Below are 22,310 nucleotides of genomic sequence, written 5' to 3'. Positions count from 1 at the left end.
GCAATACGGGCTCAGGTGCGTATAATTCTGCCAGACATTGGAGCCTTTGACCCCATGCCGCAGACCAAACACCCCAGCCATACCCCTCAATTGCTCAGCAGCGTGACTGTCGCGCACCTGCCGGCACGGCATGCGCATGCCCATAAAGGCGACTTCGGCCATGTACTGGTGGTCGGTGGCGACCTCGGTACCGGCGGCGCGGTGCTGCTCAGTGCCGAGGCCGCCCTGCGCTGTGGCGCGGGGCTGGTCAGCGTGGCGACCCGGCCTGAACACGTGACTGCCAGCCTGGCGCGCCTGCCCGAGGTCATGTGCCTGGGCGCCACTTCGGCCAACCAGCTGATGGGCGTGCTGGAGCGCGCTTCGGTGCTGGTGGTCGGCCCTGGCCTGGGCCAGGCAGCCTGGGGCCGCAGCCTGCTGTCGGCGGTGGCCAATACCGAGCGCCCACAGGTGTGGGACGCCGATGCCCTGAACTTGCTGGCGCGCACCCCGCTGGCCCTGCCCAGTGGCAGCATCCTTACCCCGCACCCAGGGGAGGCAGCGCGGCTGCTGGGCATTTCCACCGAGGCTGTACAGGCGGATCGCCCGGGCGCTGCACGCAAGCTGGCGCGGCGTTACAACAGCGTATGCGTGCTCAAGGGGGCCGGCACTCTGGTAGCCGACCCGGCCGGGCAACTGCTGTTGTGCGAACGTGGCCACCCGGCCATGGCCGGTGCCGGCCTGGGCGATGTGCTGACCGGCGTGCTGGCGGCGCTGTTGGCCCAAGGCCTGGATGCCTGGCATGCCGCGGGGCTGGGGGTATGGCTGCACGCATGTGCCGGCGAGCGTCTGGGCGTAAAAGGTAGAGGCCTGGCTGCCAGCGATCTGGCGCCGGTCATTCGTGAGTTGTTGGAGGAGCATTCTGCGTGTCTGGCTTAAACCTGTTTCTGGCCGATGAAGCGGCCACGGTCAAATTCGGCGCACAACTGGCCGAGGTGACCAGCGGTCACGGCGTGATTTTTCTGGAAGGTGACCTGGGCGCGGGCAAAACCACGCTGTCGCGTGGCCTGATTCGTGGCCTGGGCCATACTGGTGCAGTGAAAAGTCCGACCTTCACCGTAGTCGAGCCTTACGAGATCGGTGAGGTGCGGGCGTTCCATTTTGACCTGTATCGCCTGGTCGATCCGGAAGAGCTGGAGTTCATGGGCATTCGTGACTATTTCGAGGGCGACCCGCTGTGCCTGTTCGAGTGGCCACAAAAGGGTGCGGGCGTTTTGCCAAAGCCCGACCTGACCATTACCATAAGCCCCCAAGCGGGCGGACGCTCGCTGAACCTTTCGCCGCAGGGGGCTCGCGGCGAGGCCTGGTGCGTGGCACTGGCCGAACACTATAAACAGTAAGTGGGGTAGGTATGCGCATACGCGCACTGGTCGCCATCGTTGGGCTGCTGCTGACAACGGTGACCGTTGACGCTCTGGCCGTCACTCAAGTCAAGAGCATGCGCCTGTGGCGCGCGCCGGACAACACGCGGCTGGTCTTCGACCTGTCTGGCCCCGTGCAGCACAGCGTCTTCACCCTGAGCGCACCTGATCGCCTGGTTATCGACATCAATGGCGCGACCTTGGCCGCGCCACTGAACGTGGCTACCTCCAATACGCCGATCAGCAGCGTGCGTTCGGCTCAGCGCACCCCGACCGACCTGCGCGTGGTGGTCGACCTGAAAAAGTCGGTCACCCCAAAAAGCTTCACCCTGGCGCCCAATGCCCAGTACGGCAACCGGCTGGTGGTCGACCTGTACGATCAGGAGGCTGACGCCATCGCGGCCAGCGCGCCGACTCCGGCCCCGACTCCGGCACCAACGCCTGCAACCACGCCAGCAGTACCGGTGACCCCGGCCCAGCCTGCCATCAAGCTGCCGCCGGTTCCCAACGGCAAGCGTGACATCGTGGTTGCCATCGACGCCGGTCACGGCGGCGAAGACCCGGGTGCGTCCGGCTCGCGTGGCCAGCATGAAAAAGACATCGTGCTGCAGATCGCCAAGGAACTGCAGCGCCAGATCAACAGCGAAAAAGGCTTCCGGGCCGAGCTGACCCGTACCGGCGACTACTTCATCCCACTGCGCAAGCGCACGGAAATCGCCCGCAAGAAGGGCGCCGACCTGTTCATCTCGATCCATGCCGACGCCGCGCCGTCCCGCGCCGCCTTTGGCGCCTCGGTGTTCGCATTGTCCGACCGCGGCGCTACCTCCGAGACCGCGCGCTGGCTGGCCGACACGGAAAACCGTTCCGACCTGATCGGTGGTGCCGGTAACGTCAGCCTCGACGACAAGGACCGCATGCTGGCCGGCGTGCTGCTCGACCTGTCGATGACCGCCACGCTCAGCTCCAGCCTCAATGTCGGGCAGAAGGTGCTGGGCAACATGGGCCGCATTACCTCCCTGCACAAGCAGCGGGTGGAACAGGCCGGCTTCATGGTGCTGAAGTCGCCGGATATTCCGTCGATCCTCGTTGAAACCGGGTTCATCTCGAACAACAACGAAGCTGCCAAGCTGGCCACCGCCAGCCATCAGCAGGCCCTGGCCCGTTCGATCCATACCGGTGTGCGCCAGTACTTCCAGCAGAACCCGCCGCCAGGCACCTACATCGCCTGGCTGCGCGATACCGGCAAGATCGCCGCTGGCCCGCGTGAGCACACGGTGCGCCCTGGCGAGACCCTGGCGATGCTTGCCGTTCGCTACCAGGTCAGCGTCACCAGCCTGCGCAGCACCAACAGCCTCAAGACCGATGAGCTGAAGGTCGGCCAGCGCCTCGATATCCCTGCTACCACGTTGGCCTCGCAATGAGTGGCGGTTCGCGCATCCAGCTGCTCAGCCCGCGGCTGGCCAACCAGATTGCCGCCGGCGAGGTTGTCGAGCGGCCGGCCTCTGTCGCCAAAGAGTTGCTGGAGAACAGCCTGGACTCCGGCGCCCGGCGTATCGACGTGGAAGTTGAGCAGGGCGGCGTCAAGCTGCTGCGAGTACGAGACGATGGCAGCGGCATCTCCGCCGACGACCTGCCGCTGGCCCTGGCCCGTCACGCTACCAGCAAGATCCGTGAGTTGGAGGATCTGGAAGGGGTCTTGAGCCTGGGCTTTCGTGGTGAGGCCCTGGCCTCGATCAGCTCGGTGGCGCGGCTGACCCTGACCTCGCGTACCGCCAGCGCTACCGAGGCCTGGCAGGTGGAAACCGAAGGCCGGGACATGACCCCGCGGGTGCAGCCGGCGGCGCACCCGGTGGGTACTTCGGTGGAAGTGCGCGACCTGTTCTTCAATACTCCGGCCCGGCGCAAGTTCCTCAAGGCCGAGAAAACCGAATTCGATCACCTGCAGGAAGTGATACGGCGCCTGGCGCTGGCGCGCTTCGATGTCGGCTTCCACCTGCGCCACAACGGCAAGAGCATCCTCAGCCTGCACGAGGCCCACGATGAAACCGCCCGTGCGCGGCGGGTGGGCGCCATCTGCGGCCCGGGCTTCATGGAGCAGGCGCTGCCGATCGACGTGGAACGCAACGGCCTGCGCCTTTGGGGCTGGGTCGGCCTGCCGACGTTCTCGCGCAGCCAGGCAGACCTGCAGTATTTCTTCGTCAACGGCCGTGCGGTGCGCGACAAGCTGGTCGCCCACGCCGTGCGCCAGGCCTACCGCGACGTGCTGTTCAATGGTCGGCACCCGACTTTTGTGTTGTTCCTGGAGCTGGAGCCCAACGGCGTCGACGTCAACGTGCACCCGACCAAGCACGAAGTGCGTTTCCGCGAGGGGCGCTCGGTGCACGACTTCTTGTATGGCACCCTGCATCGCGCCCTGGCCGATGTGCGCCCGGAAGACCAGGTGGCGGCGCCAGTTGCCGTACCCGAAGTGGTCCGCCCCACGGGCCCGCAGGCCGGTGAGTTCGGCCCCCAGGGCGAAATGCGCCTGGCCTCGCCGGTGCTCGAGCTCCCGCGTGGCCCGCAGCAGTCATTCTCCAGCGGTGGTAGTGGTGCGGGTTACCAGTACCAGTACACGCCGCGCCCCTCGCAGCCGCTGCCGGCCGCCGAGGCACAGGCGGTGTATCGCGAGTTCTACAAACCGCTGGATGAAGGCGCGGTGCCGACGACGCTGCCTGAAAGCCAGGGCGATATTCCCCCGCTGGGCTACGCGTTGGCGCAGCTCAAGGGTATCTACATCCTGGCCGAGAATGCCATTGGCCTGGTGCTGGTAGACATGCACGCCGCTCACGAGCGCATCATGTACGAGCGCCTCAAGGTGGCCATGGCCAGCGAAGGCCTCAGCGGCCAGCCGCTGCTGGTGCCCGAGACCCTGGCCCTGAGCCAGCGTGAAGCAGACTGCGCCGAAGAGCACGCGCAGTGGTTCCAGCGGCTGGGTTTCGAACTGCAGCGTCTGGGCCCCGAGACCTTGGCTATCCGCCAGATCCCGGCTTTGCTCAAGCAGGCCGAGGCCAACCGCCTGGTGCAGGATGTACTCGCCGACCTGATGGAATACGGCACCAGCGACCGTATCCAGGCGCACCTCAACGAGCTGCTCGGTACCATGGCCTGTCACGGTGCCGTGCGCGCCAACCGGCGCCTGGCGATCCCCGAGATGAACGCCCTGCTGCGTGACATGGAAAACACCGAGCGCAGCGGCCAGTGCAACCATGGTCGCCCCACCTGGACACAGATGGGCCTGGACGACCTGGACAAACTCTTCCTGCGCGGTCGATGAAATGAGCGGCAAGCCCCCTGCAATATTCCTGATGGGCCCGACGGCGGCCGGCAAGACCGACCTGGCCATCGAGCTGACCAAAGTACTGCCGTGCGAGCTGATCAGCGTCGATTCGGCGCTGGTCTACCGCGGCATGGACATCGGTTCGGCCAAGCCCTCCAAAGAAATCCTCGCCGCTCACCCGCACCGGCTGATCGACATTCGCGACCCGGCCGAGAGCTATTCGGCTGCGCAGTTCCGTGCCGATGCCCTGGAGGCCATGGCCGAGATCACCGCGCGCGGCAAGATCCCGCTGCTGGTGGGCGGCACCATGCTCTATTACAAGGCGTTGATCGATGGCCTGGCCGACATGCCGGCGGCCGATGCCGCGGTGCGTTCCGAGCTGGAAGCCCAGGCCGAAGCGCTGGGCCTGGCCGAGTTGCACCGCCAGTTGGCCGAGGTTGACCCTGAGTCGGCGGCGCGCATCCACCCCAATGACCCGCAGCGATTAATCAGGGCGTTGGAGGTGTACCGGGTGAGTGGCGAGAGCATGACGGCACATCGACAGCGTCAATTCGCGGAAAGTCGCGGCGCAGACGCAGGCGCTGGCGGACATTTGCCCTATACTGTCGCGAGTTTGGCGATTGCTCCTACAGATCGTCACATTTTGCATCAGCGAATTGCGTTACGATTTTCACAGATGCTGGAACAGGGCTTCGTCGACGAGGTCCGATCGCTGCGAGCCAGAAGTGACTTGCACGCCGGGCTGCCGTCTATACGGGCAGTGGGGTATCGGCAGGTCTGGGATTACCTGGACGGCAAGCTGACTGAGAATGAGATGCGTGAACGCGGTATCATTGCCACCAGGCAGCTGGCCAAGCGGCAGTTCACCTGGTTGCGTGGCTGGCCTGAAGTACACTGGCTTGACAGCCTGGCCTGCGACAATCTGTCCCGCACCTTGAAATACCTTGGGGCCATCTCCATATTGAGCTGAGTCCCTGCTGATTGCCGTCTATTCTTGCGAAGGGGCGGCCTAATTTATCGATTTTCTTGATTTTCTATTATTTATCCTTACAGGAGTGCGGCATATGTCAAAAGGGCATTCGCTACAAGACCCTTACTTGAACACCTTGAGAAAAGAAAAGGTCCCGGTATCCATCTATCTGGTCAACGGCATCAAACTGCAGGGTTCGATCGAGTCGTTCGACCAGTTCGTGGTACTGCTGAAGAACACCGTCAGCCAGATGGTCTACAAGCACGCCATCTCGACCGTGGTTCCTGCCCGTCCGGTTCGTCTGCCAAGCCCGTCCGATTCCGAACATGGCGACAGCGAGCCAGGCAACGCCTGATAGGAGCCTGCATTGTTCTTTGAGCGCCACGGTGGTGGTGAGCGGGCGTTGCTCGTTCACTTGGAAGGTCAGAACCCTGAGGCGCGCGAAGACCCGCAGGAGTTTCAGGAACTGGCATTGTCGGCCGGTGCCGACATCGTCTCGCTGGTCACGGTGGCAAGGCATCAGCCTTCCGCCAAATACCTGATTGGCAGTGGCAAGGTCGAAGAGTTGCACGACCTGGTCCATGCCGAACAGGTAGACCTGGTGATTTTCAATCACACCCTCACGCCCAGTCAGGAGCGCAACCTCGAACGTGTGTTCGAGTGTCGTGTGCTCGACCGCACCGGGCTGATCCTCGATATCTTCGCCCAACGGGCGCGTACCCATGAAGGCAAGCTGCAGGTCGAACTGGCCCAGCTCGAGCACATGAGCACGCGGCTGGTGCGCGGCTGGACCCACCTTGAGCGACAGAAGGGTGGTATCGGCCTGCGCGGCCCGGGTGAAACCCAGCTGGAAACCGACCGCCGCCTGTTGCGGGTACGCATTCGCCAGATCAAGTCACGCCTGGAGAAGGTGCGCAGCCAGCGCGAGCAGGCACGCCGCGGGCGCAAGCGTGCGGACATTCCGTCGGTATCGCTGGTGGGTTATACCAACGCCGGCAAGTCCACGCTGTTCAACGCCCTGACAGAATCCGAGGTGTATGCCGCGGACCAACTGTTCGCCACCCTCGACCCGACCCTGCGCCGGCTCGAGCTGAACGACCTGGGGCCGATCGTGCTGGCCGACACCGTGGGCTTCATTCGGCACCTGCCGCACAAGCTGGTCGAGGCATTTCGGGCTACGCTCGAAGAGTCGAGCAACTCCGACTTGTTGCTGCATGTGATCGACGCCCATGAGCCGGAGCGCATGGAGCAGATCGAGCAGGTGCTGGCGGTGTTGGGCGAGATTGGCGCCGAAGGGTTGCCGATCCTCGAGGTGTATAACAAACTCGACTTGCTCGAAGATGTCGAGCCGCAGATCCAGCGCAATGCCGATGGCAAGCCGGAACGGGTCTGGGTATCGGCACGCGATGGGCGTGGCCTGGAGTTGGTCGGCCAGGCGATTGCCGAGTTGCTGGGGGATGATCTGTTTGTCGGTACCCTGTGTCTGGAGCAGCGTTTTGCCCGCTTGCGCGCGCAATTCTTTGCCTTGGGTGCCGTGCAGAGTGAAGAGCATGATGAAGAAGGGCGCAGCCTGCTGAGCGTGCGACTGCCCATGGTCGAACTGAATCGCCTGGTCAGCCGCGAAGGCATGGAGCCGCAAGTGTTTGTCGAGCAACACACTTTGCAATAAATGCTCGTCGAGGTCGCCGGGCAGCAGTGACAGGCATTCTGTAGCATTGGACGGCGCGCCGTGGGCGCGTCTTTGCTTTATCAGATGGAGAGCGCTATGGCTTGGAACGAGCCGGGTGGCAACTCGAACAATCAGGATCCCTGGGGCGGTCGCCGGAATGGCGGTGGCGGCGGTGGTGACAAGAAAGGTCCACCGGACCTGGACGAGGCCTTCCGCAAATTGCAGGACAGCCTGAACGGCATGTTCGGCAGTGGCAAGAAACGTGGCGGCGGTGGCCGCAATGTCGGCAAGGGCGGTGGCCTGGGCCTGCTGGGCATCGGCCTGGCGGTGCTGGCTGCTATCTGGCTGTACAGCGCCGTGTACGTGGTCGACGAGCAGGAGCAGGCCGTGGTGCTGCGCTTCGGCAAGTACTATGAGACGGTCGGTCCCGGCCTGAACATCTACTTCCCGCCGATCGATCGCAAGTACATGGAGAACGTCACGCGCGAGCGTGCCTATACCAAGCAGGGCCAGATGCTGACCGAAGACGAGAACATCGTCGAGGTACCGCTGACCGTCCAGTACAAGATCAGCAACCTGCAGGACTTCGTGCTCAACGTCGACCAGCCTGAGGTCAGCCTGCAGCACGCGACCGACAGTGCCCTGCGCCATGTGGTGGGCTCCACCTCGATGGACCAGGTGCTGACCGAAGGTCGTGAGCAGATGGCCGTGGATATCCGCGAGCGCCTGCAGCGTTTCCTCGACACCTACCGTACCGGTATCACTGTCACCCAGGTCAACGTACAGAGCGCGGCTGCCCCGCGTGAAGTGCAGGAAGCCTTCGACGACGTGATCCGAGCCCGTGAAGACGAGCAGCGTGCCCGCAACCAGGCCGAGTCCTACGCCAATGGCGTGGTGCCGGAAGCCCGCGGTCAGGCCCAGCGCATCATCGAGGACGCCAACGGTTACCGCGACGAAGTCATTGCCCGCGCGAAGGGTGAGGCCGATCGCTTCACCAAGCTGGTCGCCGAGTACCGCAAGGCACCTGACGTGACCCGTCAGCGCCTGTACCTGGAGACCATGCAAGAGGTCTACAGCAATTCGAGCAAGGTCATGGTGGCAACCAAGGACGGGCAGAACAACCTGCTCTACCTGCCGCTGGACAAGATGGTCGAAGGCAGCCGCAACCCGTCCGCGCCGACCACCAGCGTGTCGCCATCGGTCAACGATGCGGCCGCCCGTGCGGCGCAGGACCTGCAACAGCAACAGCAGCCGCTGCGCACTAGGGAGAGCCGCTGATGAGCAACAGATCGCTGATCGCCCTGATCGCCGCCGTGGTCCTGGCCATCGTGGCCTGGAACAGCTTCTACATCGTGTCCCAGACCGAACGTGCGGTACTGCTGCGCTTCGGTAAGGTGGTCCAGGCGGATGTACAGCCGGGCATGCACGTGAAGATTCCGTACGTGAACCAGGTGCGCAAGTTCGACGCCCGCCTGATGACCCTCGACGCCCCGACCCAGCGGTTCCTGACCCTGGAGAAGAAAGCGGTGATGGTCGACGCCTACGCCAAGTGGCGCGTCAAGGACGCCGAACGTTTCTACACCGCCACATCCGGCATGAAACAGATCGCCGACGAGCGTCTGTCGCGTCGTCTGGAAAGCGGCCTGCGTGACCAGTTCGGTAAACGTACCCTGCACGAAGTGGTTTCCGGTGAACGTGACGCGCTGATGGCTGACATCACTGCTTCGCTGAACCGCATGGCCGCCAAGGAGCTGGGTATCGAGGTGGTCGACGTGCGCGTCAAGGCCATTGACCTGCCGAAGGAAGTTAACCGCAGCGTGTTCGACCGCATGAGCACCGAGCGTGAACGTGAAGCCCGCGAGCACCGCGCCAAGGGTAACGAGTTGGCTGAAGGTATCCGTGCCGATGCCGATCGTCAGCGCCGCGTACTGCTGGCTGAGGCCTATCGCGAAGCAGAGGAAACCCGCGGTGACGGCGATGCCCAGGCGGCTGCCATCTACGCCAAGGCCTACACCCAGGACGCTGATTTCTATGCGTTCTACCGTAGTCTGCAGGCGTACCGCGAGAGCTTCTCGAGCAAGAGCGACGTGCTGGTCCTGGATCCGAAGAACGAGTTCTTCCGCTTCCTGGACAAGAGCAGGCCGTGATGCTCAGGCCCTGATTTTCATGCGGCGGCGCCCCGCCTGGCAGCTAAAACGCCAGGCGGGGTGCATCCTGAATGAAAAGGGGTGTATGATGAGGCAGCCGGGAAATTTCCCGGCTTTTTTGCGTCTGCAAGGTTGATTGGCAAACCGCCAGTTGGCGGATTGGTCAGGTCGCAAGGCAATTCGAGGGTGTCGGGTACGGTGGCTGCGCTGGGATCAGTGCTGCCCGCTGCTGTGCGCGATACCGGCTTTACTGACGGCTCGCCTGCTGGCAAGCCGCCCGGACCAGAGGGGAAATGGCGTAATGGCAACGGTAGACCGCTGGCTGCTGCCAGATGGCATCGAGGAAGTACTGCCACCTGAGGCCGCGCGAATCGAGATCGCGCGCCGCCAGGTGTTGGACCTGTTCCAGAGTTGGGGCTACGAGCTGGTCGTCACCCCGCATATCGAGTACCTGGAGTCGCTGCTCACCGGCGCCGGCCAGGACCTGGATCAGCGCACCTTCAAGGTAGTAGACCCGCAGTCCGGTCGCCTGATGGGCTTCCGCGCCGACTTCACCCCGCAAGTGGCGCGCATTGACGCCCACACCCTGCGCCGTGAAGGCCCGAGCCGCCTGTGCTATGCCGGCAGCGTGCTGCACGCCCAGCCGCGTGCCCTGTCCACCTCGCGCAGCCCGATCCAGCTGGGTGCCGAGCTGTACGGCGATGCCAGCCCCACCAGCGATGTCGAAGTCATCAGCCTGATGCTCGCCACGCTGCAGCTGACCGATGTGCCGGATGTGCACATGGACCTGGGCCACGTCGGTATCTACCGCGGCCTGGCCCGTGCTGCCGGCCTGTCCGGCGCGGTCGAGCAGCAGTTGTTCGACGCCCTGCAGCGCAAGGCCGTGGATGAGGTTCAGGTGCTGACCGCCGACCTGCCGAAGGACCTGGGCAACATGCTGCGCGCGCTGGTGGAACTGTGCGGTGGTCGCGAAGTGCTGGCCGAAGCCCGCGTGCGCCTGGGCCGAGCCCCGGCCAGCGTGCTGGCGGCGCTGGACGACCTGCTGGCGATCGCCGATCGCCTGGCGTCGCGCTTCCCGGACCTGCCGCTGTACTTCGACCTCGGCGAGCTGCGCGGTTACCACTATCACACAGGCGTGGTGTTCGCCGTGTTCGTGCCGGGCGAAGGCCAATCGATCGCCCAGGGCGGGCGCTACGACGACATCGGCGCCGATTTCGGCCGGGCCCGCCCGGCCACCGGTTTCTCCACGGATTTGAAGACCCTGGTCACACTGGGGCGAGCGGAGGTCGTATTGCCAACTGGCGGCATCTGGATGCCGGACAGTGGCGACGCGGCCCTCTGGCAGCAAGTCTGCCAGTTGCGCAACGAGGGCCAGCGTGTGGTCCAGGCCCTGCCTGGCCAGCCGTTGAGTGCTGCTCTCGAGGCGGATTGTGATCGGCAATTGATTCAGCAAGACGGGCGCTGGCAGGTTCTGCCGCTGGCCCAGTGAGTTTCTGCGCCGGCAGTAGGCCGGCAACCAAGTTTGCGTGAATGAGGACCAATGTAATGGGTAAGAATGTCGTCGTCCTGGGCACCCAGTGGGGTGATGAGGGCAAAGGCAAGATCGTCGATCTGCTGACCGAACATGCTGCCGCCGTAGTGCGCTACCAGGGTGGCCACAACGCGGGTCACACCCTGGTGATCAACGGTGAAAAGACCGTTCTGCACCTGATTCCGTCCGGCATCCTGCGTGAAGGCGTACAGTGCCTGATCGGCAATGGCGTGGTCGTTGCCCCGGATGCCCTGATGCGTGAAATCACCAAGCTGGAAGAGAAGGGCGTACCGGTGCGTGAGCGTCTGCGCATCAGCCCGGCTGCACCGCTGATCCTGTCGTACCACGTTGCCCTGGACCAGGCCCGCGAAAAAGCCCGCGGCGAAGCCAAGATCGGTACCACCGGCCGCGGTATCGGCCCAGCCTACGAAGACAAGGTCGCACGCCGCGGCCTGCGCGTGGGCGACCTGTTCCACCGCGAGCGTTTCGCCGCCAAGCTGGGTGAGCTGCTGGACTACCACAACTTCCAGCTGGTGAACTACTACAAAGAGCCGGCCATCGACTTCCAGCAGACCCTGGACGAATGCATGGCCTACGCCGAACAGCTCAAGCCGATGATGCTCGACGTCACTGCCGAGCTGCACAACCTGCGTCGCGCCGGCAAGGACATCATGTTCGAAGGCGCCCAGGGCTCGCTGCTGGACATCGACCACGGTACCTACCCGTACGTCACCAGCTCCAACACCACCGCTGGCGGTATCTCCACTGGTTCTGGCGTTGGCCCGATGTACCTGGACTACATCCTGGGTATCACCAAGGCCTACACCACTCGCGTAGGTTCCGGTCCGTTCCCGACCGAACTGTTCGACGAGACTGGCGCTACCCTGGCCAAGCGTGGCCATGAGTTCGGCTCCACCACCGGCCGTGCGCGCCGTTGCGGCTGGTTCGATGCCGTGATCCTGCGTCGCGCCATCGACGTCAACAGCATTTCGGGCATCTGCCTGACCAAGCTGGACGTACTGGATGGCCTGGAAACCATCAACATCTGCGTTGGCTACAAGAACGAGAACGGTGCCGTCATCGACGCGCCTTCCGATGCCGACAGCTACATCGGCCTGGAGCCGGTGTACGAAGAGATGCCAGGCTGGAGCGAGTCGACCCTGGGCGTGAAAACCCTGGAAGATCTGCCAGCCAACGCTCGCGCCTACATCAAGCGCATCGAAGCGCTGATCGGCGCGCCGATCGACATCATCTCCACCGGCCCGGACCGCAACGAGACCATCGTTCTGCGTCATCCGTTCGCCTGATCTGCCTTCCAGGCTGATCTGACGCCGTGGCCCTGAAAGGGGCTGCGGCGTTTTCATTTGTGGGGTATGCCTGTCCCGGCCCTTTCGCGGGTAAACCCGCTCCCACAGGTACCGCAAAGTCCTCAGGACCTGCGCGGTCCATGTGGGAGCGGGTTCACCCGCGAAGAGGCCCGTGCGGGCAACCTCATTGCTAGACCTTGGCACATTTCCCTGCTGACCCCGGCACAACCCTTGCTGTAAGAAGTTTCTGAAGATGCCATCAAAATAGTGGCGCCAGAAAACACGAGGGTTACACCGTGTCTGCCATCCTCTCACTGTTACGAAGCCGCCTTTTGCGGCCTGTGTTTGTTGCCCTTGGTATCGCTCTTTTGGTGCAGGTGCTGGTCGCCGTTGCGCTTACCCGAAGCACGGTCACCGCCTTGGAAGCCGACCTGGGCGAACGCCTGGGCAATGACAGCCGCCAGCTCGCCAGTGAGCTGGAGCAAGCCGGGCAAGACGTGCGCTCAGGCCTCGACAGCCTCTCCAGCAGCACCCGCCAGCGCTTGAGCGCAGGTTTGTCGGCGCGCCTGCAAAGCGAGCAGCAGCAGCTGCGCAGCACGTTGGAAAAGAACCTCAAGGATTCCGCCAACGATATGGCCGAGCTGCTGGCGTCGGTCGCACCGCGGGCGATATGGGACAACGACGTGCCGGTGCTCTCCGACTTCGCCCGGCGTGCGCAGCGCAACCCCAACGTGCTGTTCGTGGTATACGACGACGCCCAGGGCCAGCACCTGACTCGCTACCTGAACCGGCAAAACCCGATCAACCAGGCATTGATGGACAAGGGCCAGGGCGAACGTGCGCTGGACAAGGTGATCGACGCGGCCCGGCGCGACCCGGCGGTGTACTTCGTCGAGGCCTCGATCAACCCCAATGGTGCAGAGATCGGCAAAGTGGTGATGGGCGTTTCCACCGCCGGCATTGACCAGGAGCTCAAGGCCCTCGACCAGCGCTTCGCCGCACTGATCGCCAGCGGCGAGCAACTGGTCGGCGACAGCCTGGTCGGTGCTGCAGCTGACAGTGGCAAGACCTTGCGCGAGCGCCTGGAAAAGGCGCAGGGCAGCGCAGCCGCGATGCAGGCCAATACCGCACAGACCGTGCGTGATGCTGCCGCCGAACTGCGCTGGCGTATCGGCCTGGGCCTGATGCTGGTCGGCCTGGGTGTGCTGGTGGTGGTGGCCGTGGTGCTTGGCCACCGGGTGCTGAGCAAGCTGCGCCTGCTTATTGCCGCCCTCGATGACCTGGCGGCTGGCGAAGGCGACCTGACCAAGCGTGTGCCCCTCGACAGCCGCGACGAAATTGGCGACATGGCTTCGGCGGTGAACCGCTTTGTCGACAAGCTGCAACCCATCGTGCGCGAGGCGGGCGAGGTGGCGCAGCGCACCGGCGTTGAGATTGGCGCGATGGCCCAGCGCAATGCCGGCGCCGATGCTGCCGCTGCACTGCAACGCGACGAAGTGGCGGCCAGCCTGCGCGACCTGTCGAGCATGGCCGACGAGGCCCAGGCTGAAAGCCACGCGATGCAGGCAGCCCTGCAGCAGGTGGTGGATATCCGCCAGGCAACTGACGAGAACAGCCGCACATCGACCCAGCTAGCCGGTCTGATCGAGAACCTGGCTGGGCAGGTGGAGGCCGGCTCCCAGGTGATCGAGCGCCTGGCCAAGCAGAGCGAGCAGATCGAAGTGGTGCTGACGGTTATCCACGGCATCGCCGAACAGACCAACCTGCTGGCCTTGAACGCGGCCATCGAAGCCGCCCGTGCTGGCGAAACCGGGCGCGGGTTTGCCGTGGTGGCCGATGAGGTGCGGGCGCTGGCGAGCAAGACGCAAAGTTCCACGGGAGATATCCAGGCGCATATCGCCGCGCTGCAAAAGGGCGCCAAGGAAGCTGTGGCAACTATCAGCCAGGCCGGGCTCAAGGCCAGCGAAGGCCTGCTGGTGCTGCGCGACAACGAACGTCGCCAGCAGTCGGTGCAGGCGGCGGTGGAGCAGGTGCATGCAGCCATCGGCCTGGCCACCCGAGCGGCCGAGCAGCAGGCGAGCGGGGCGCAGGCAGTGCGTGGACGGGTGGAAACCATACACGCCCAGGCCGAACGCTCGGCCGAGGTGGTGATGCAGACAACGGCCAGTAGCAAGGTGCTGGATGACCTGGCGGCACAGCTGCGTGCCAGCCTGGGCCAATTCAGAGCTTGATGCGGTCCCTGTAGGAGCGGCCTTGTGTCGCGAAAGGGCTGCGCAGCAGCCCCGGGATATCTGCTTGAATGCTGAAATTGCCGGGGCCGCTGCGCAGCCCTTTCGCGACACAAGGCCGCTCCTACAGCGAGTCATGTTGCTAAGCTGTCGGCGACACATGACAAAGGGAGTTGCTCATGTCCGCCCAACTGGTCGCCGCCAAGGCATGCCTTGATTTTCTCCACACTGACAGCGTGCAGCTGACGGTACCGCTGACCGCCCTGCAAGCCTACTGCGCCATGACCTCGGACGTCCCCGGCTGGCTGGCCTTGGCTTTTCACATTCGCGACTTCATCTCACGTCGTTTCAATGTCGCCGATATCCACGGCTTCACTCGCCGCGATCCAGAGCATGTACCAGCCGTCGGCGAGGGTCTGGACTTCTTCACTGTCGAGGCCATCAGCGACCAGCAACTGGTGCTGACCTCGCGCGATACGCACCTAGCCGTCATGGTCTGCATGGATGTGTCGACAGGGGAGTGCGGCTTCCCGCAGTTGAACGTGACCACCTCGGTGAAGTGCTTCAACACCTTTGGGCGTTTGTACATGGTACCGGTTGGATGGGTTCATGGCGTGATCGTGCGGCGGATGCTGAGCAACTTGCAGGGCCATCGTTTCGAGCGTCGATAAGCAGCAGATTCTTACCTGATAAATCAGAATTCTTACCTGATGTTGTAGGTAACTTCCCAAAGTCTGCCTTGGTGAGCGCGTGCTATTGCGTGGCTTGGCACAGGGAACTAGTGTCAACCAGGCCTTGAGGCGACAGCGCTAATCCGCCGTGAGCTTTTCAGGCACAACCGCAAGACGACAATGTCAGAGCGTTGTCGTTATCAGCCCAAACATTACCAGGGAGAGGTAAGCATGGCTTTCGATGCTTATATTCAAATCAACGAAATCGCTGGTGAGGCGCTGGACGAGCAGTTCACTAACTGGATCGAGATCGCTGGCTATAAGTTTGGTGCCAACCAGAGCACCTCTGCCACCGCCAGTTCTGCGGGCGGCGCATCATCAGGCCGCACCACCCTCACCAACTTCTCTTTCACCAAGCACCTGGACAGCGCCAGCTGCAAGTTGCTGGAAGCCAGTTGTGCCGGCCAGCACCTGAAAGAAGTGAAGTTGGTGCTGTGCCGAGCGGGCGGCGACAAGTTCAAGTACTACGAGGTCGTCCTCGAAGAAGTGATTATCGCCGACTACACCCAGAGCGCCAGTGCCGGCGTGCCGATGGAGGTGGTGCAACTGAACTATGGCCGCATCAAGACCACCTACACGCGTCAGAAACGCCTCGATGGCGGTGCCGGCGGCAATGTGACCGGCGGCTGGGATCGCATCAGCAACAAGAAATATGCGTGAGGTGCGACCATGTCCGAGGCACGTAGCTTCATCAATCCCCAGGCACAATCCTATGAGTCGTTGAAGGCCGGCACGCCGATGTCGGCCAATCAGCGGGCCAAGTTTGATGTGTTGAATGCGCATATCGTCAATAGCGTGGTTGTCGGAGGGGAGCTGGTGATTGTTGGAGATCCCAGTACCCTATCGTGTACGAGCCATGAAGCATATTTGATGGCAGAGGCGGCGGGGATACACCATCAGCTTGAGATCAATGGCGCTGGGGTGGATGACTTCTTTCTGGATAACTATGAGATGTTGAAAGGCTTGCTCTCTCATACCTCCATGGGGGCAGGCGTTGTGAGCGATGGTTGGAGCAGATACCTCGATGCGATCAAGAGGACGTTGGAAGAAATCGAGATATTACATCGGGAGTATTTGAAAAACGGCACGCTAAAAGCGCGTGACGAATTTTATGCCAAGAGAATGGCATTGTTTATGAAGTTGGAAGGGCAGTTGAACAACATGGCTGCGTATGGTTCGGGCCTGAAAAATAAGGGATCGGTGAAAAGAGCGCTCGAGATATCTACCAAGAGCTACCTACATACAGGTGAGATTGCTGGATATGCCGAAAAGATTGCTGGCGTCTCGAAAGCGGCAAGTCTGATTAAGAAGGGCACTTATATCGGCTTGGGGCTCGACGTGGCTTCAACAGGGCTAGGTATCCATCATGCATGTACCTTTGGACGCTCTGAAGATTGCAGAAAGGCCAAGTATGTGGAAGGAGTCTCTCTGGTCGGCAGTACGGGGGGCTCGATCGCGGGCGGGTCGATTGGTGGATTTCTAGGGGGAACTGGATGCGTGCTTTTCCTCGGAGTGACGACAGGCGGTCCGGGGGCCCTCGCGTGTACTGTCATTGGAGGCGCCGTGGGTGGTGCTGCAGGCGGTTCGGTCGTAGGTGATATCGGTGAGATGTTTGGTGAGTTGTTATATGAGGTGACGCAATGATTGGCTTCGACGCCAGGTGGTTAGGTCTTCCTTTAATGATGGCTATGTTCATGGTCATATTTATATGGGTTTATATTTCAGTTCGCTATGTGAGTTACATAGAGTCGTTGCTTTCTAATAGTTCAATGGTCTCTGGTAATAAAAAGATTTTTGGTCAGGCGGGTTTGCTGGGTAAAGTGATGCGTACCGGCTCCGCATCCGTAATGTTGTCGATGAGGGCGATTTGCATTCGTAAAGGCCTTTTGGATCTTCAGGATGTAAAGAAATTTCCTGGTGGTTTGCGCCGTATGCTTGTGGGCTTGTGGTTTGTTCATGTCGCTATTTTTTTGTCGCTCATAGGTCTTTGGAGTTGGTTGAAATTGGAAGGCTATTAATTTGGTGTGTGGGTAGGCGAGTTTGCGCCGATCGCCGGCAGCACGGTGCCGGCGGCGGTGGAGCAAGTGCAATCTCCAGGCGCAATCGTATGAGTCGCTGAAGGCCGGCACGCCGATGTCGGCCAATCAGCGGGTCAAGTTTGATGTGTTGAATGCGCATATTGCCAATAGCGTCGTTTTCCCTGGCGAACTCGTGATCGTGGGTGATCCAAGCACCCCCTCCTGCACTTGTCATGAAGCTTTTCTCATGGGTAAGGCGGCTGGGATACACCTTGATATCGAGTTGAACGGATGGGGAATCGATGGATTCTTCCTAGAGAACTATGACCTGTTGCAGAGCTTGTTGACCCGTGCGTCTATAGGTGCAGGTGCAGCCAGTGATGCCTGGAACAAGCATCTTGAGGCTATCAAGAAAACGCTAGAGGAGATTGATCAACTGCATCACAGCAGGTGCAGGGGCTGTCGCTTGCGTGGTGCTCGGCGGGGTGGCTGGAGGTAGTGTAGGTGGGGCGTTAGGAGAAATGGGTGGCGAGTTTCTTGGAGAAGTTTTATATGAGGTGCTGTAATGACCAATGTGCAGGTCGCGGTGCTCGGAGTGTGTTTGTTTGCATCACCATTTTTAATGTTTGGAACGTGGATTGTAATTGCATACCGCTTCCTTGATAAGGTCGAGGCAAGCTTCTCAAATAGTCCCATGGTTGTGGGAAACAAAGCAATGTATGCCCGTGCTGGTATGCTTGGGCAGATTATGCGTTTGGGGTCAGTTTCCGCGATGCTATCAATGAAGGGTTTTTGCATTCGCAAAGGTATGTTGAACAGTGAAGATGTCCGCAATGCCCCTCAAAGCCTTAAAAAGCTACTGGTTTGGTTATGGCATGCTCACGTGCTGCTTTTTGTCTTGCTGGCTATGTTCTGTGTTTGGATAAGGTTTCTGAGATGACGGGTATATATTAATGAAATCGGGTTGGTCACCAGTCTGGACTCGTTCTCCGCCTTATTCAAATACATCCGTATAGTCAGCAAATACACCGGTAACCCGATGCCACGATCTACAACGCCGCATAAGGCGCCGCCGCCGCGAAACAGCAGGTGCTTAGCCGGATGGCGTTGAGCGCACGTTATCGCGGGCAGTATTTACAAGCATAGACGCCAGGGGGCGTAACAGACATGCTGGAGAACGAAACCTTCAATCGACTCGGAACCAATCATAAAATATCGGCGTGCATCTACAATCTGATCCTCGGCGCAGTACTGCTGTGGGGCTTCTTCGTCAACTGGTGTCTGGTAATCACGGTGCCGCCCGATATTGTTCGGTCCATCCCCATGATGCTGTTCCTGGTTGGCTACTTGATCACCGCGCTAGCGGGTGTCGCGATCATCTTCAAATCTGAAAAGCCGTTGTACAGTTTCCTCGGCTACAACCTAATCGTGATTCCGGTCGGGTTGCTGCTTGTCATCGTCCTCCCAAAGTACTCACATGAAAACATCGTGAATGCCTTGCAGGCGACCGTCTTGCTAACCGTTACCATGATGTTGCTGGGGTCTGTATTCCCCCGCTTCTTCAAGCGCATCAAGGCGTCATTATGCATAGCTTTAATAGCTGTGATCTTCGTTGAATTGGCGCAGGTTTGGTTATTCGGTATCCATCTCGGGGTAATGGATTGGATCACTGCACTGATCTTCTGTGGCTATATCGGGGTTGATTGGGGGCGTGCGAACCAGATTGAGCGTACCGTGGATAATGCAATAGACAGCGCTGCATCGCTGTATCTAGACATTATCAATCTGTTTCTGCGGGTCTTGCGGATCATGTCCAAGAAGTGAGTTGCCCAGCTGGCTTAATGCCCAGGCCGCATGGCGGCCTGGGCAAGCTTTCAAGCCTTGTTCAAATACATCCGCGTAGTCAGCAGATAAACCGGCAACCCCGACACTACGATCAGCAACGCCGCATAAGGCGCTGCCGCCGCGAACTCGACGTTGGCCGTATGCGCCCACACCTCGGTGGCCAGGGTGGTCATGCCGGTCGGGCTGAGCAGCAAGGTAGCTGTCAGTTCCTTCATGGCATCCAGGAACACCAGGGCAAAAGCTGCCGCCATGGCCGGGAAGATGATCGGCAGGGTCACCCGGCAGAACGCGGCAAAGCTGCTCGCGCCCAGGGTCCGTGCCGCTTCCTCCAGGGTAGGTGAAGCCTTGTTCAGTGCGGTGCGCACCGGCGACTGCGCCAGCGGCAGGAACAGCAGCGCATAGGCCAGCAGCAACAGTGCCGTGGTCTGGTACAGCGCTGGCACGTAATGCAGGGCGAAGAACACCAGGGTCAGGGCAATCACCAGGCCGGGCAGGGCGTGCAACAGATATGGCAGGCGCTCGGCCCAGATTGCCAGGCGGCCCTTGTAGCGCACCACCAGGAAGCTGATTGGCAGGGCTAGCAACACGCAGAAACCGGCCCCCCCCAGCGACACCGATAACGAGGTGAACAGCGCCTTGGAAATGGCTGCCACAGGGAATGCCGCCGATGAACCCACGCTCAACCAGTAGCCGAGCATGGCCAGCGGAATACCGCTGCCCAACACCGCCAGGCCCACGCAGAACAGTTGCGCCAGCACTGCCCAGCCACGCAGCCGCACCGGATGGGCTCGCCGCGCCACACCTTGGCCGATGCGCACATGACGGGCTTTGCCGCGTACCCGCAGTTCAAGCCACAGCATCACCAGGCACATCGCCAACAGTACGGCGGACAGCATGGCTGCGTTGGCATTGCTGAACTCCAGTTCGAACTGCTGGTAAATCGCCGTGGTGAAGGTTTGCAAGCCGAGGATCGACAAGGCGCCGAACTCCACCAGCATGTGCAGGGCGATCAGCAGCGCGCCGCCCAGCATCGATGGCCATAGCAGCGGCAGGGTGACCTTGATGAATACACCCCAGCGGCTGCAACCCAGCGTACGTGCCGATTCCTCCAGCGAGGTATCGAGGTTGCGCAGGGTCGCGGCCACCGGCAGGAACACCAGTGGGTACTTGGACAGGGCCATGACCATGATCGCCCCGCCCAGCCCTTCGAAGTCCGAGCTCAGCGACACCCAGGTGAAGCTGCTGACGAACGACGGCACGGCGAACGGCAGGCACAGCACCACGCCCCACAACCGGCGGCCGGCCAGGTTGCTGCGCTCCAGCAGCCAGGCCAGGGCCAGGCCGACCACCATGCAGGTCAGCGTTACCCCGACCATCAGCATCAGGGTGTTGCGCATCAGCCCCCAGACAAACGGCCGCCACAGCAGGTGCAAGGCTTCGCGCCAGCCGGCCTCCCAGGCTTTCATGGCAACGTACAGCAAAGGCAGCAAGCTCATCGCTACCAGGAACAGCACAGGCAACACAACCCAGGCGGAAGGGCGCTTGCGGTGTGGTACGAAGCGAACCGGCACCGGTTCGGACAGGGCGGCAGTCATCAGAGCAGGCCGACCTCGCGCTCAAGCTCGATGGCTTCCTCGGCATTGCCCAGGTCGGCTGGTGAGATCTTCGGTGGGCGCAGGTCTTCGAACGGCTTCAGGCCGCGGTCGGAGACCATGCCTTTGTGCAGCGGGTACTCGGCGGTGGTCTGGGTGATCACGCGCTGACCTTCTTCGCTGGCCATCCAGTTGAGCAGGGCCTGGGCTTCTTTCGGGTGCTTGCTGGCCTTGACCACGGCTGCGCCGGAAATGGTGACCAGGTTGCCGGCATCGCCATCGGCCAGGTAGTAGAGCTTGGTGTCCAGCTTGCCGCGCTCGCGCTCGAGCGCATACCAGTAGTAGTTGTTCACCAGTACCGCAGCCACTTCGCCTTTTTCCACGGCTTTGAGGGCGACCATGTTGTTGGTGTAGGTCTTGCCGAATGCCTTCAGGCCGGTCAGCCATTCTTCGGTGGCTTCTCGCCCGTGCATCTTCAGGATAGCCACGGCCTGTTCCTGGAAGGCGCCGCTGGTGGGCACATAGCCGACGCGGCCTTCCCACTCGGGGTTGGCAAAGTCCATCACTGTGGTCGGCAAGTCTTTCTCGTCGACCTTCTTCGGGTTGAACACGACGATGCGCGTACGGGCGGTAATGCCCATCCAGGTGCCGTTGGCGCCTACATACTCCTTGGGCATCATGTTCGCGGTGGCGTCATCGATCTTCGCCAGCAGGCCCAGTTCGCCCAGGTTGTTCAGGGGAGGGGACTCTTCGGTGTAGATGATGTCGGCCGGCGAGCGTTCGCCTTCCTCGATGATCTGGCTGGCCAGCTGGTTGCTGCTGCCCTTGCGGATATCGATGTGGATGCCGGTCTTGGCCTCGTAGGCCTTGGCGATGGCCTCGCCGATTTCCTTGTGCTGACCGTTGTACATGGTCAGGGTGACCGGTGCGTCTGCCATGGCGGCCGGAGCGCCGATGGCCAGGCTCAGCACGGCGGCGGCCAAGGTACGCATCAGCGGTTGCGGGCGGATCGTCATGCGGGTACTTCCTCGCTTACGGCTACATATTTGGAAACAATGGTAAACGAAATCGTTTCTCAAGTGGCCGGGTGACGAGAAATTCATGGTCAGACCATGGTGCAAGAGTCTGAAGGTGTCAGGTATTTCACTAGCCGGAAGGCCTGTGATGATTCTGTGGGAGCGGGCGCGCCCGCGAAGAGGCCGGCACAGGTTTGCACCTATGACCGAAAAGAGGAGGGATACAAAAATCGCAGGCAAGAAAAAACCCACTAGCAAGCTAGTGGGTTTTTGTATGGTGCCCAGGAGAAGACTCGAACTTCCACGACCGTTAAGTCACTGATACCTGAAACCAGCGCGTCTACCAATTCCGCCACCTGGGCAAAGCTTTACATCATCTGAGGAAGGCGACTATCGTTCGCTTTCACACAGTAGTAACAGATCCTTGGTCATCTGTTACTTGAAAATATTTGGTGCCCAGGAGAAGACTCGAACTTCCACGGCCGTTAAGCCACTGATACCTGAAACCAGCGCGTCTACCAATTCCGCCACCTGGGCACACAT

21 protein-coding genes and 2 tRNA genes are annotated in these 22,310 nt (G+C 61.5%); 19 read left to right on the top strand and 4 right to left on the bottom strand.

Annotated elements, in window-relative coordinates; all coding sequences use genetic code 11:
- Nucleotides 1-54 precede the first annotated feature (54 nt).
- The 19 genes from E5221_RS25470 (at nt 55) to E5221_RS25380 (ending at nt 19,138) form a co-directional block, all read left to right on the top strand.
- The gene (locus E5221_RS25470; protein WP_247846622.1) at nt 55-915 is read left to right on the top strand and encodes an NAD(P)H-hydrate dehydratase; all 861 of its coding nucleotides are present in this window, start codon (nt 55-57) and stop codon (nt 913-915) included.
- The gene (gene tsaE, locus E5221_RS25465; protein ID WP_039612440.1) at nt 903-1,376 is read left to right on the top strand and encodes a tRNA (adenosine(37)-N6)-threonylcarbamoyltransferase complex ATPase subunit type 1 TsaE; all 474 of its coding nucleotides are present in this window, start codon (nt 903-905) and stop codon (nt 1,374-1,376) included. The genes E5221_RS25470 and tsaE overlap by 13 nt, the downstream gene beginning before the upstream one ends.
- Nucleotides 1,377-1,387: 11 nt before the next feature.
- On the top strand, nt 1,388-2,818 hold the full coding sequence (locus E5221_RS25460) for an N-acetylmuramoyl-L-alanine amidase (protein WP_013974438.1): 1,431 nt from the start codon (nt 1,388-1,390) through the stop codon (nt 2,816-2,818).
- The gene (gene mutL / locus E5221_RS25455; protein WP_247846621.1) at nt 2,815-4,710 is read left to right on the top strand and encodes a DNA mismatch repair endonuclease MutL; all 1,896 of its coding nucleotides are present in this window, start codon (nt 2,815-2,817) and stop codon (nt 4,708-4,710) included. Before E5221_RS25460 ends, mutL begins: the two co-directional genes overlap by 4 nt.
- 1 nt (nt 4,711) lies before the next feature.
- The gene (gene miaA, locus E5221_RS25450) at nt 4,712-5,683 is read left to right on the top strand and encodes a tRNA (adenosine(37)-N6)-dimethylallyltransferase MiaA (protein WP_061550603.1); all 972 of its coding nucleotides are present in this window, start codon (nt 4,712-4,714) and stop codon (nt 5,681-5,683) included.
- 94 nt (nt 5,684-5,777) lie between these two features.
- Nucleotides 5,778-6,038, top strand: coding sequence for an RNA chaperone Hfq (gene hfq, locus E5221_RS25445; protein WP_003258160.1), 261 nt, complete (start codon nt 5,778-5,780; stop codon nt 6,036-6,038).
- Between the two features lie 12 nt (nt 6,039-6,050).
- The gene (gene hflX, locus E5221_RS25440) at nt 6,051-7,352 is read left to right on the top strand and encodes a ribosome rescue GTPase HflX (protein WP_015272005.1); all 1,302 of its coding nucleotides are present in this window, start codon (nt 6,051-6,053) and stop codon (nt 7,350-7,352) included.
- A 96-nt stretch (nt 7,353-7,448) separates the two neighbouring features.
- Nucleotides 7,449-8,630 carry an FtsH protease activity modulator HflK gene (gene hflK, locus E5221_RS25435; protein WP_247846620.1) on the top strand — a complete coding sequence of 394 codons (1,182 nt, stop codon included), beginning with the start codon at nt 7,449-7,451 and terminating at the stop codon, nt 8,628-8,630.
- Nucleotides 8,630-9,499: a protease modulator HflC gene (hflC, locus tag E5221_RS25430; RefSeq protein ID WP_013974432.1), complete on the top strand. Its 870-nt coding sequence runs from the start codon at nt 8,630-8,632 to the stop codon at nt 9,497-9,499. The genes hflK and hflC overlap by 1 nt, the downstream gene beginning before the upstream one ends.
- 301 nt (nt 9,500-9,800) lie before the next feature.
- Nucleotides 9,801-10,988 (top strand): ATP phosphoribosyltransferase regulatory subunit, encoded by a 1,188-nt coding sequence (locus E5221_RS25425; RefSeq protein ID WP_013974431.1) that lies wholly within the window; start codon nt 9,801-9,803, stop codon nt 10,986-10,988.
- 56 nt (nt 10,989-11,044) lie between these two features.
- Nucleotides 11,045-12,337: an adenylosuccinate synthase gene (locus tag E5221_RS25420; RefSeq protein ID WP_061550605.1), complete on the top strand. Its 1,293-nt coding sequence runs from the start codon at nt 11,045-11,047 to the stop codon at nt 12,335-12,337.
- A gap of 296 nt (nt 12,338-12,633) precedes the next feature.
- Nucleotides 12,634-14,568, top strand: coding sequence for a methyl-accepting chemotaxis protein (locus E5221_RS25415; RefSeq protein ID WP_247846619.1), 1,935 nt, complete (start codon nt 12,634-12,636; stop codon nt 14,566-14,568).
- A gap of 176 nt (nt 14,569-14,744) precedes the next feature.
- Nucleotides 14,745-15,236: a DUF2867 domain-containing protein gene (locus tag E5221_RS25410; protein ID WP_061550607.1), complete on the top strand. Its 492-nt coding sequence runs from the start codon at nt 14,745-14,747 to the stop codon at nt 15,234-15,236.
- Nucleotides 15,237-15,467: 231 nt separating this feature from the next.
- Nucleotides 15,468-15,956, top strand: a complete 489-nt coding sequence (locus E5221_RS25405) for a type VI secretion system tube protein Hcp (protein WP_123084749.1) — start codon at nt 15,468-15,470, stop codon at nt 15,954-15,956.
- A 9-nt stretch (nt 15,957-15,965) separates the two neighbouring features.
- On the top strand, nt 15,966-16,940 hold the full coding sequence (locus E5221_RS25400) for a hypothetical protein (protein WP_247846618.1): 975 nt from the start codon (nt 15,966-15,968) through the stop codon (nt 16,938-16,940).
- Complete coding sequence (locus E5221_RS25395; RefSeq protein WP_015271999.1) at nt 16,937-17,314, top strand: hypothetical protein; 378 nt, start codon at nt 16,937-16,939, stop codon at nt 17,312-17,314. Before E5221_RS25400 ends, E5221_RS25395 begins: the two co-directional genes overlap by 4 nt.
- Nucleotides 17,315-17,429: 115 nt before the next feature.
- Nucleotides 17,430-17,813 carry a hypothetical protein gene (locus E5221_RS25390; RefSeq protein ID WP_247846617.1) on the top strand — a complete coding sequence of 128 codons (384 nt, stop codon included), beginning with the start codon at nt 17,430-17,432 and terminating at the stop codon, nt 17,811-17,813.
- Nucleotides 17,814-17,879: 66 nt separating this feature from the next.
- Nucleotides 17,880-18,254, top strand: coding sequence for a hypothetical protein (locus E5221_RS25385; RefSeq protein ID WP_247846616.1), 375 nt, complete (start codon nt 17,880-17,882; stop codon nt 18,252-18,254).
- Nucleotides 18,255-18,481: 227 nt separating this feature from the next.
- Nucleotides 18,482-19,138, top strand: coding sequence for a Bax inhibitor-1 family protein (locus tag E5221_RS25380; protein WP_247846615.1), 657 nt, complete (start codon nt 18,482-18,484; stop codon nt 19,136-19,138).
- Nucleotides 19,139-19,188: 50 nt separating this feature from the next.
- Here E5221_RS25380 and E5221_RS25375 read toward each other — a convergent pair whose 3' ends face one another.
- The 4 genes from E5221_RS25375 to E5221_RS25360 form a co-directional block, all read right to left on the bottom strand.
- Nucleotides 19,189-20,754, bottom strand: a complete 1,566-nt coding sequence (locus E5221_RS25375; RefSeq protein WP_247846614.1) for an iron ABC transporter permease — start codon at nt 20,752-20,754, stop codon at nt 19,189-19,191.
- The gene (locus E5221_RS25370) at nt 20,754-21,767 is read right to left on the bottom strand and encodes an extracellular solute-binding protein (protein ID WP_013974422.1); all 1,014 of its coding nucleotides are present in this window, start codon (nt 21,765-21,767) and stop codon (nt 20,754-20,756) included. Before E5221_RS25370 ends, E5221_RS25375 begins: the two co-directional genes overlap by 1 nt.
- Before the next feature lie 275 nt (nt 21,768-22,042).
- Nucleotides 22,043-22,129: transfer RNA gene (locus E5221_RS25365), tRNA-Leu, on the bottom strand.
- Nucleotides 22,130-22,217: 88 nt separating this feature from the next.
- Nucleotides 22,218-22,304 (bottom strand) — tRNA-Leu (locus tag E5221_RS25360).
- Between the last annotated feature and the right edge of the window lie 6 nt (nt 22,305-22,310).

The sequence above is a fragment of the Pseudomonas sp. A2 genome (genome assembly GCF_023100865.1).
GTDB classification, from domain to species: Bacteria; Pseudomonadota; Gammaproteobacteria; order Pseudomonadales; family Pseudomonadaceae; genus Aquipseudomonas; species Aquipseudomonas asiatica.
This window is presented reverse-complemented; position numbering and strand designations above follow the sequence as displayed.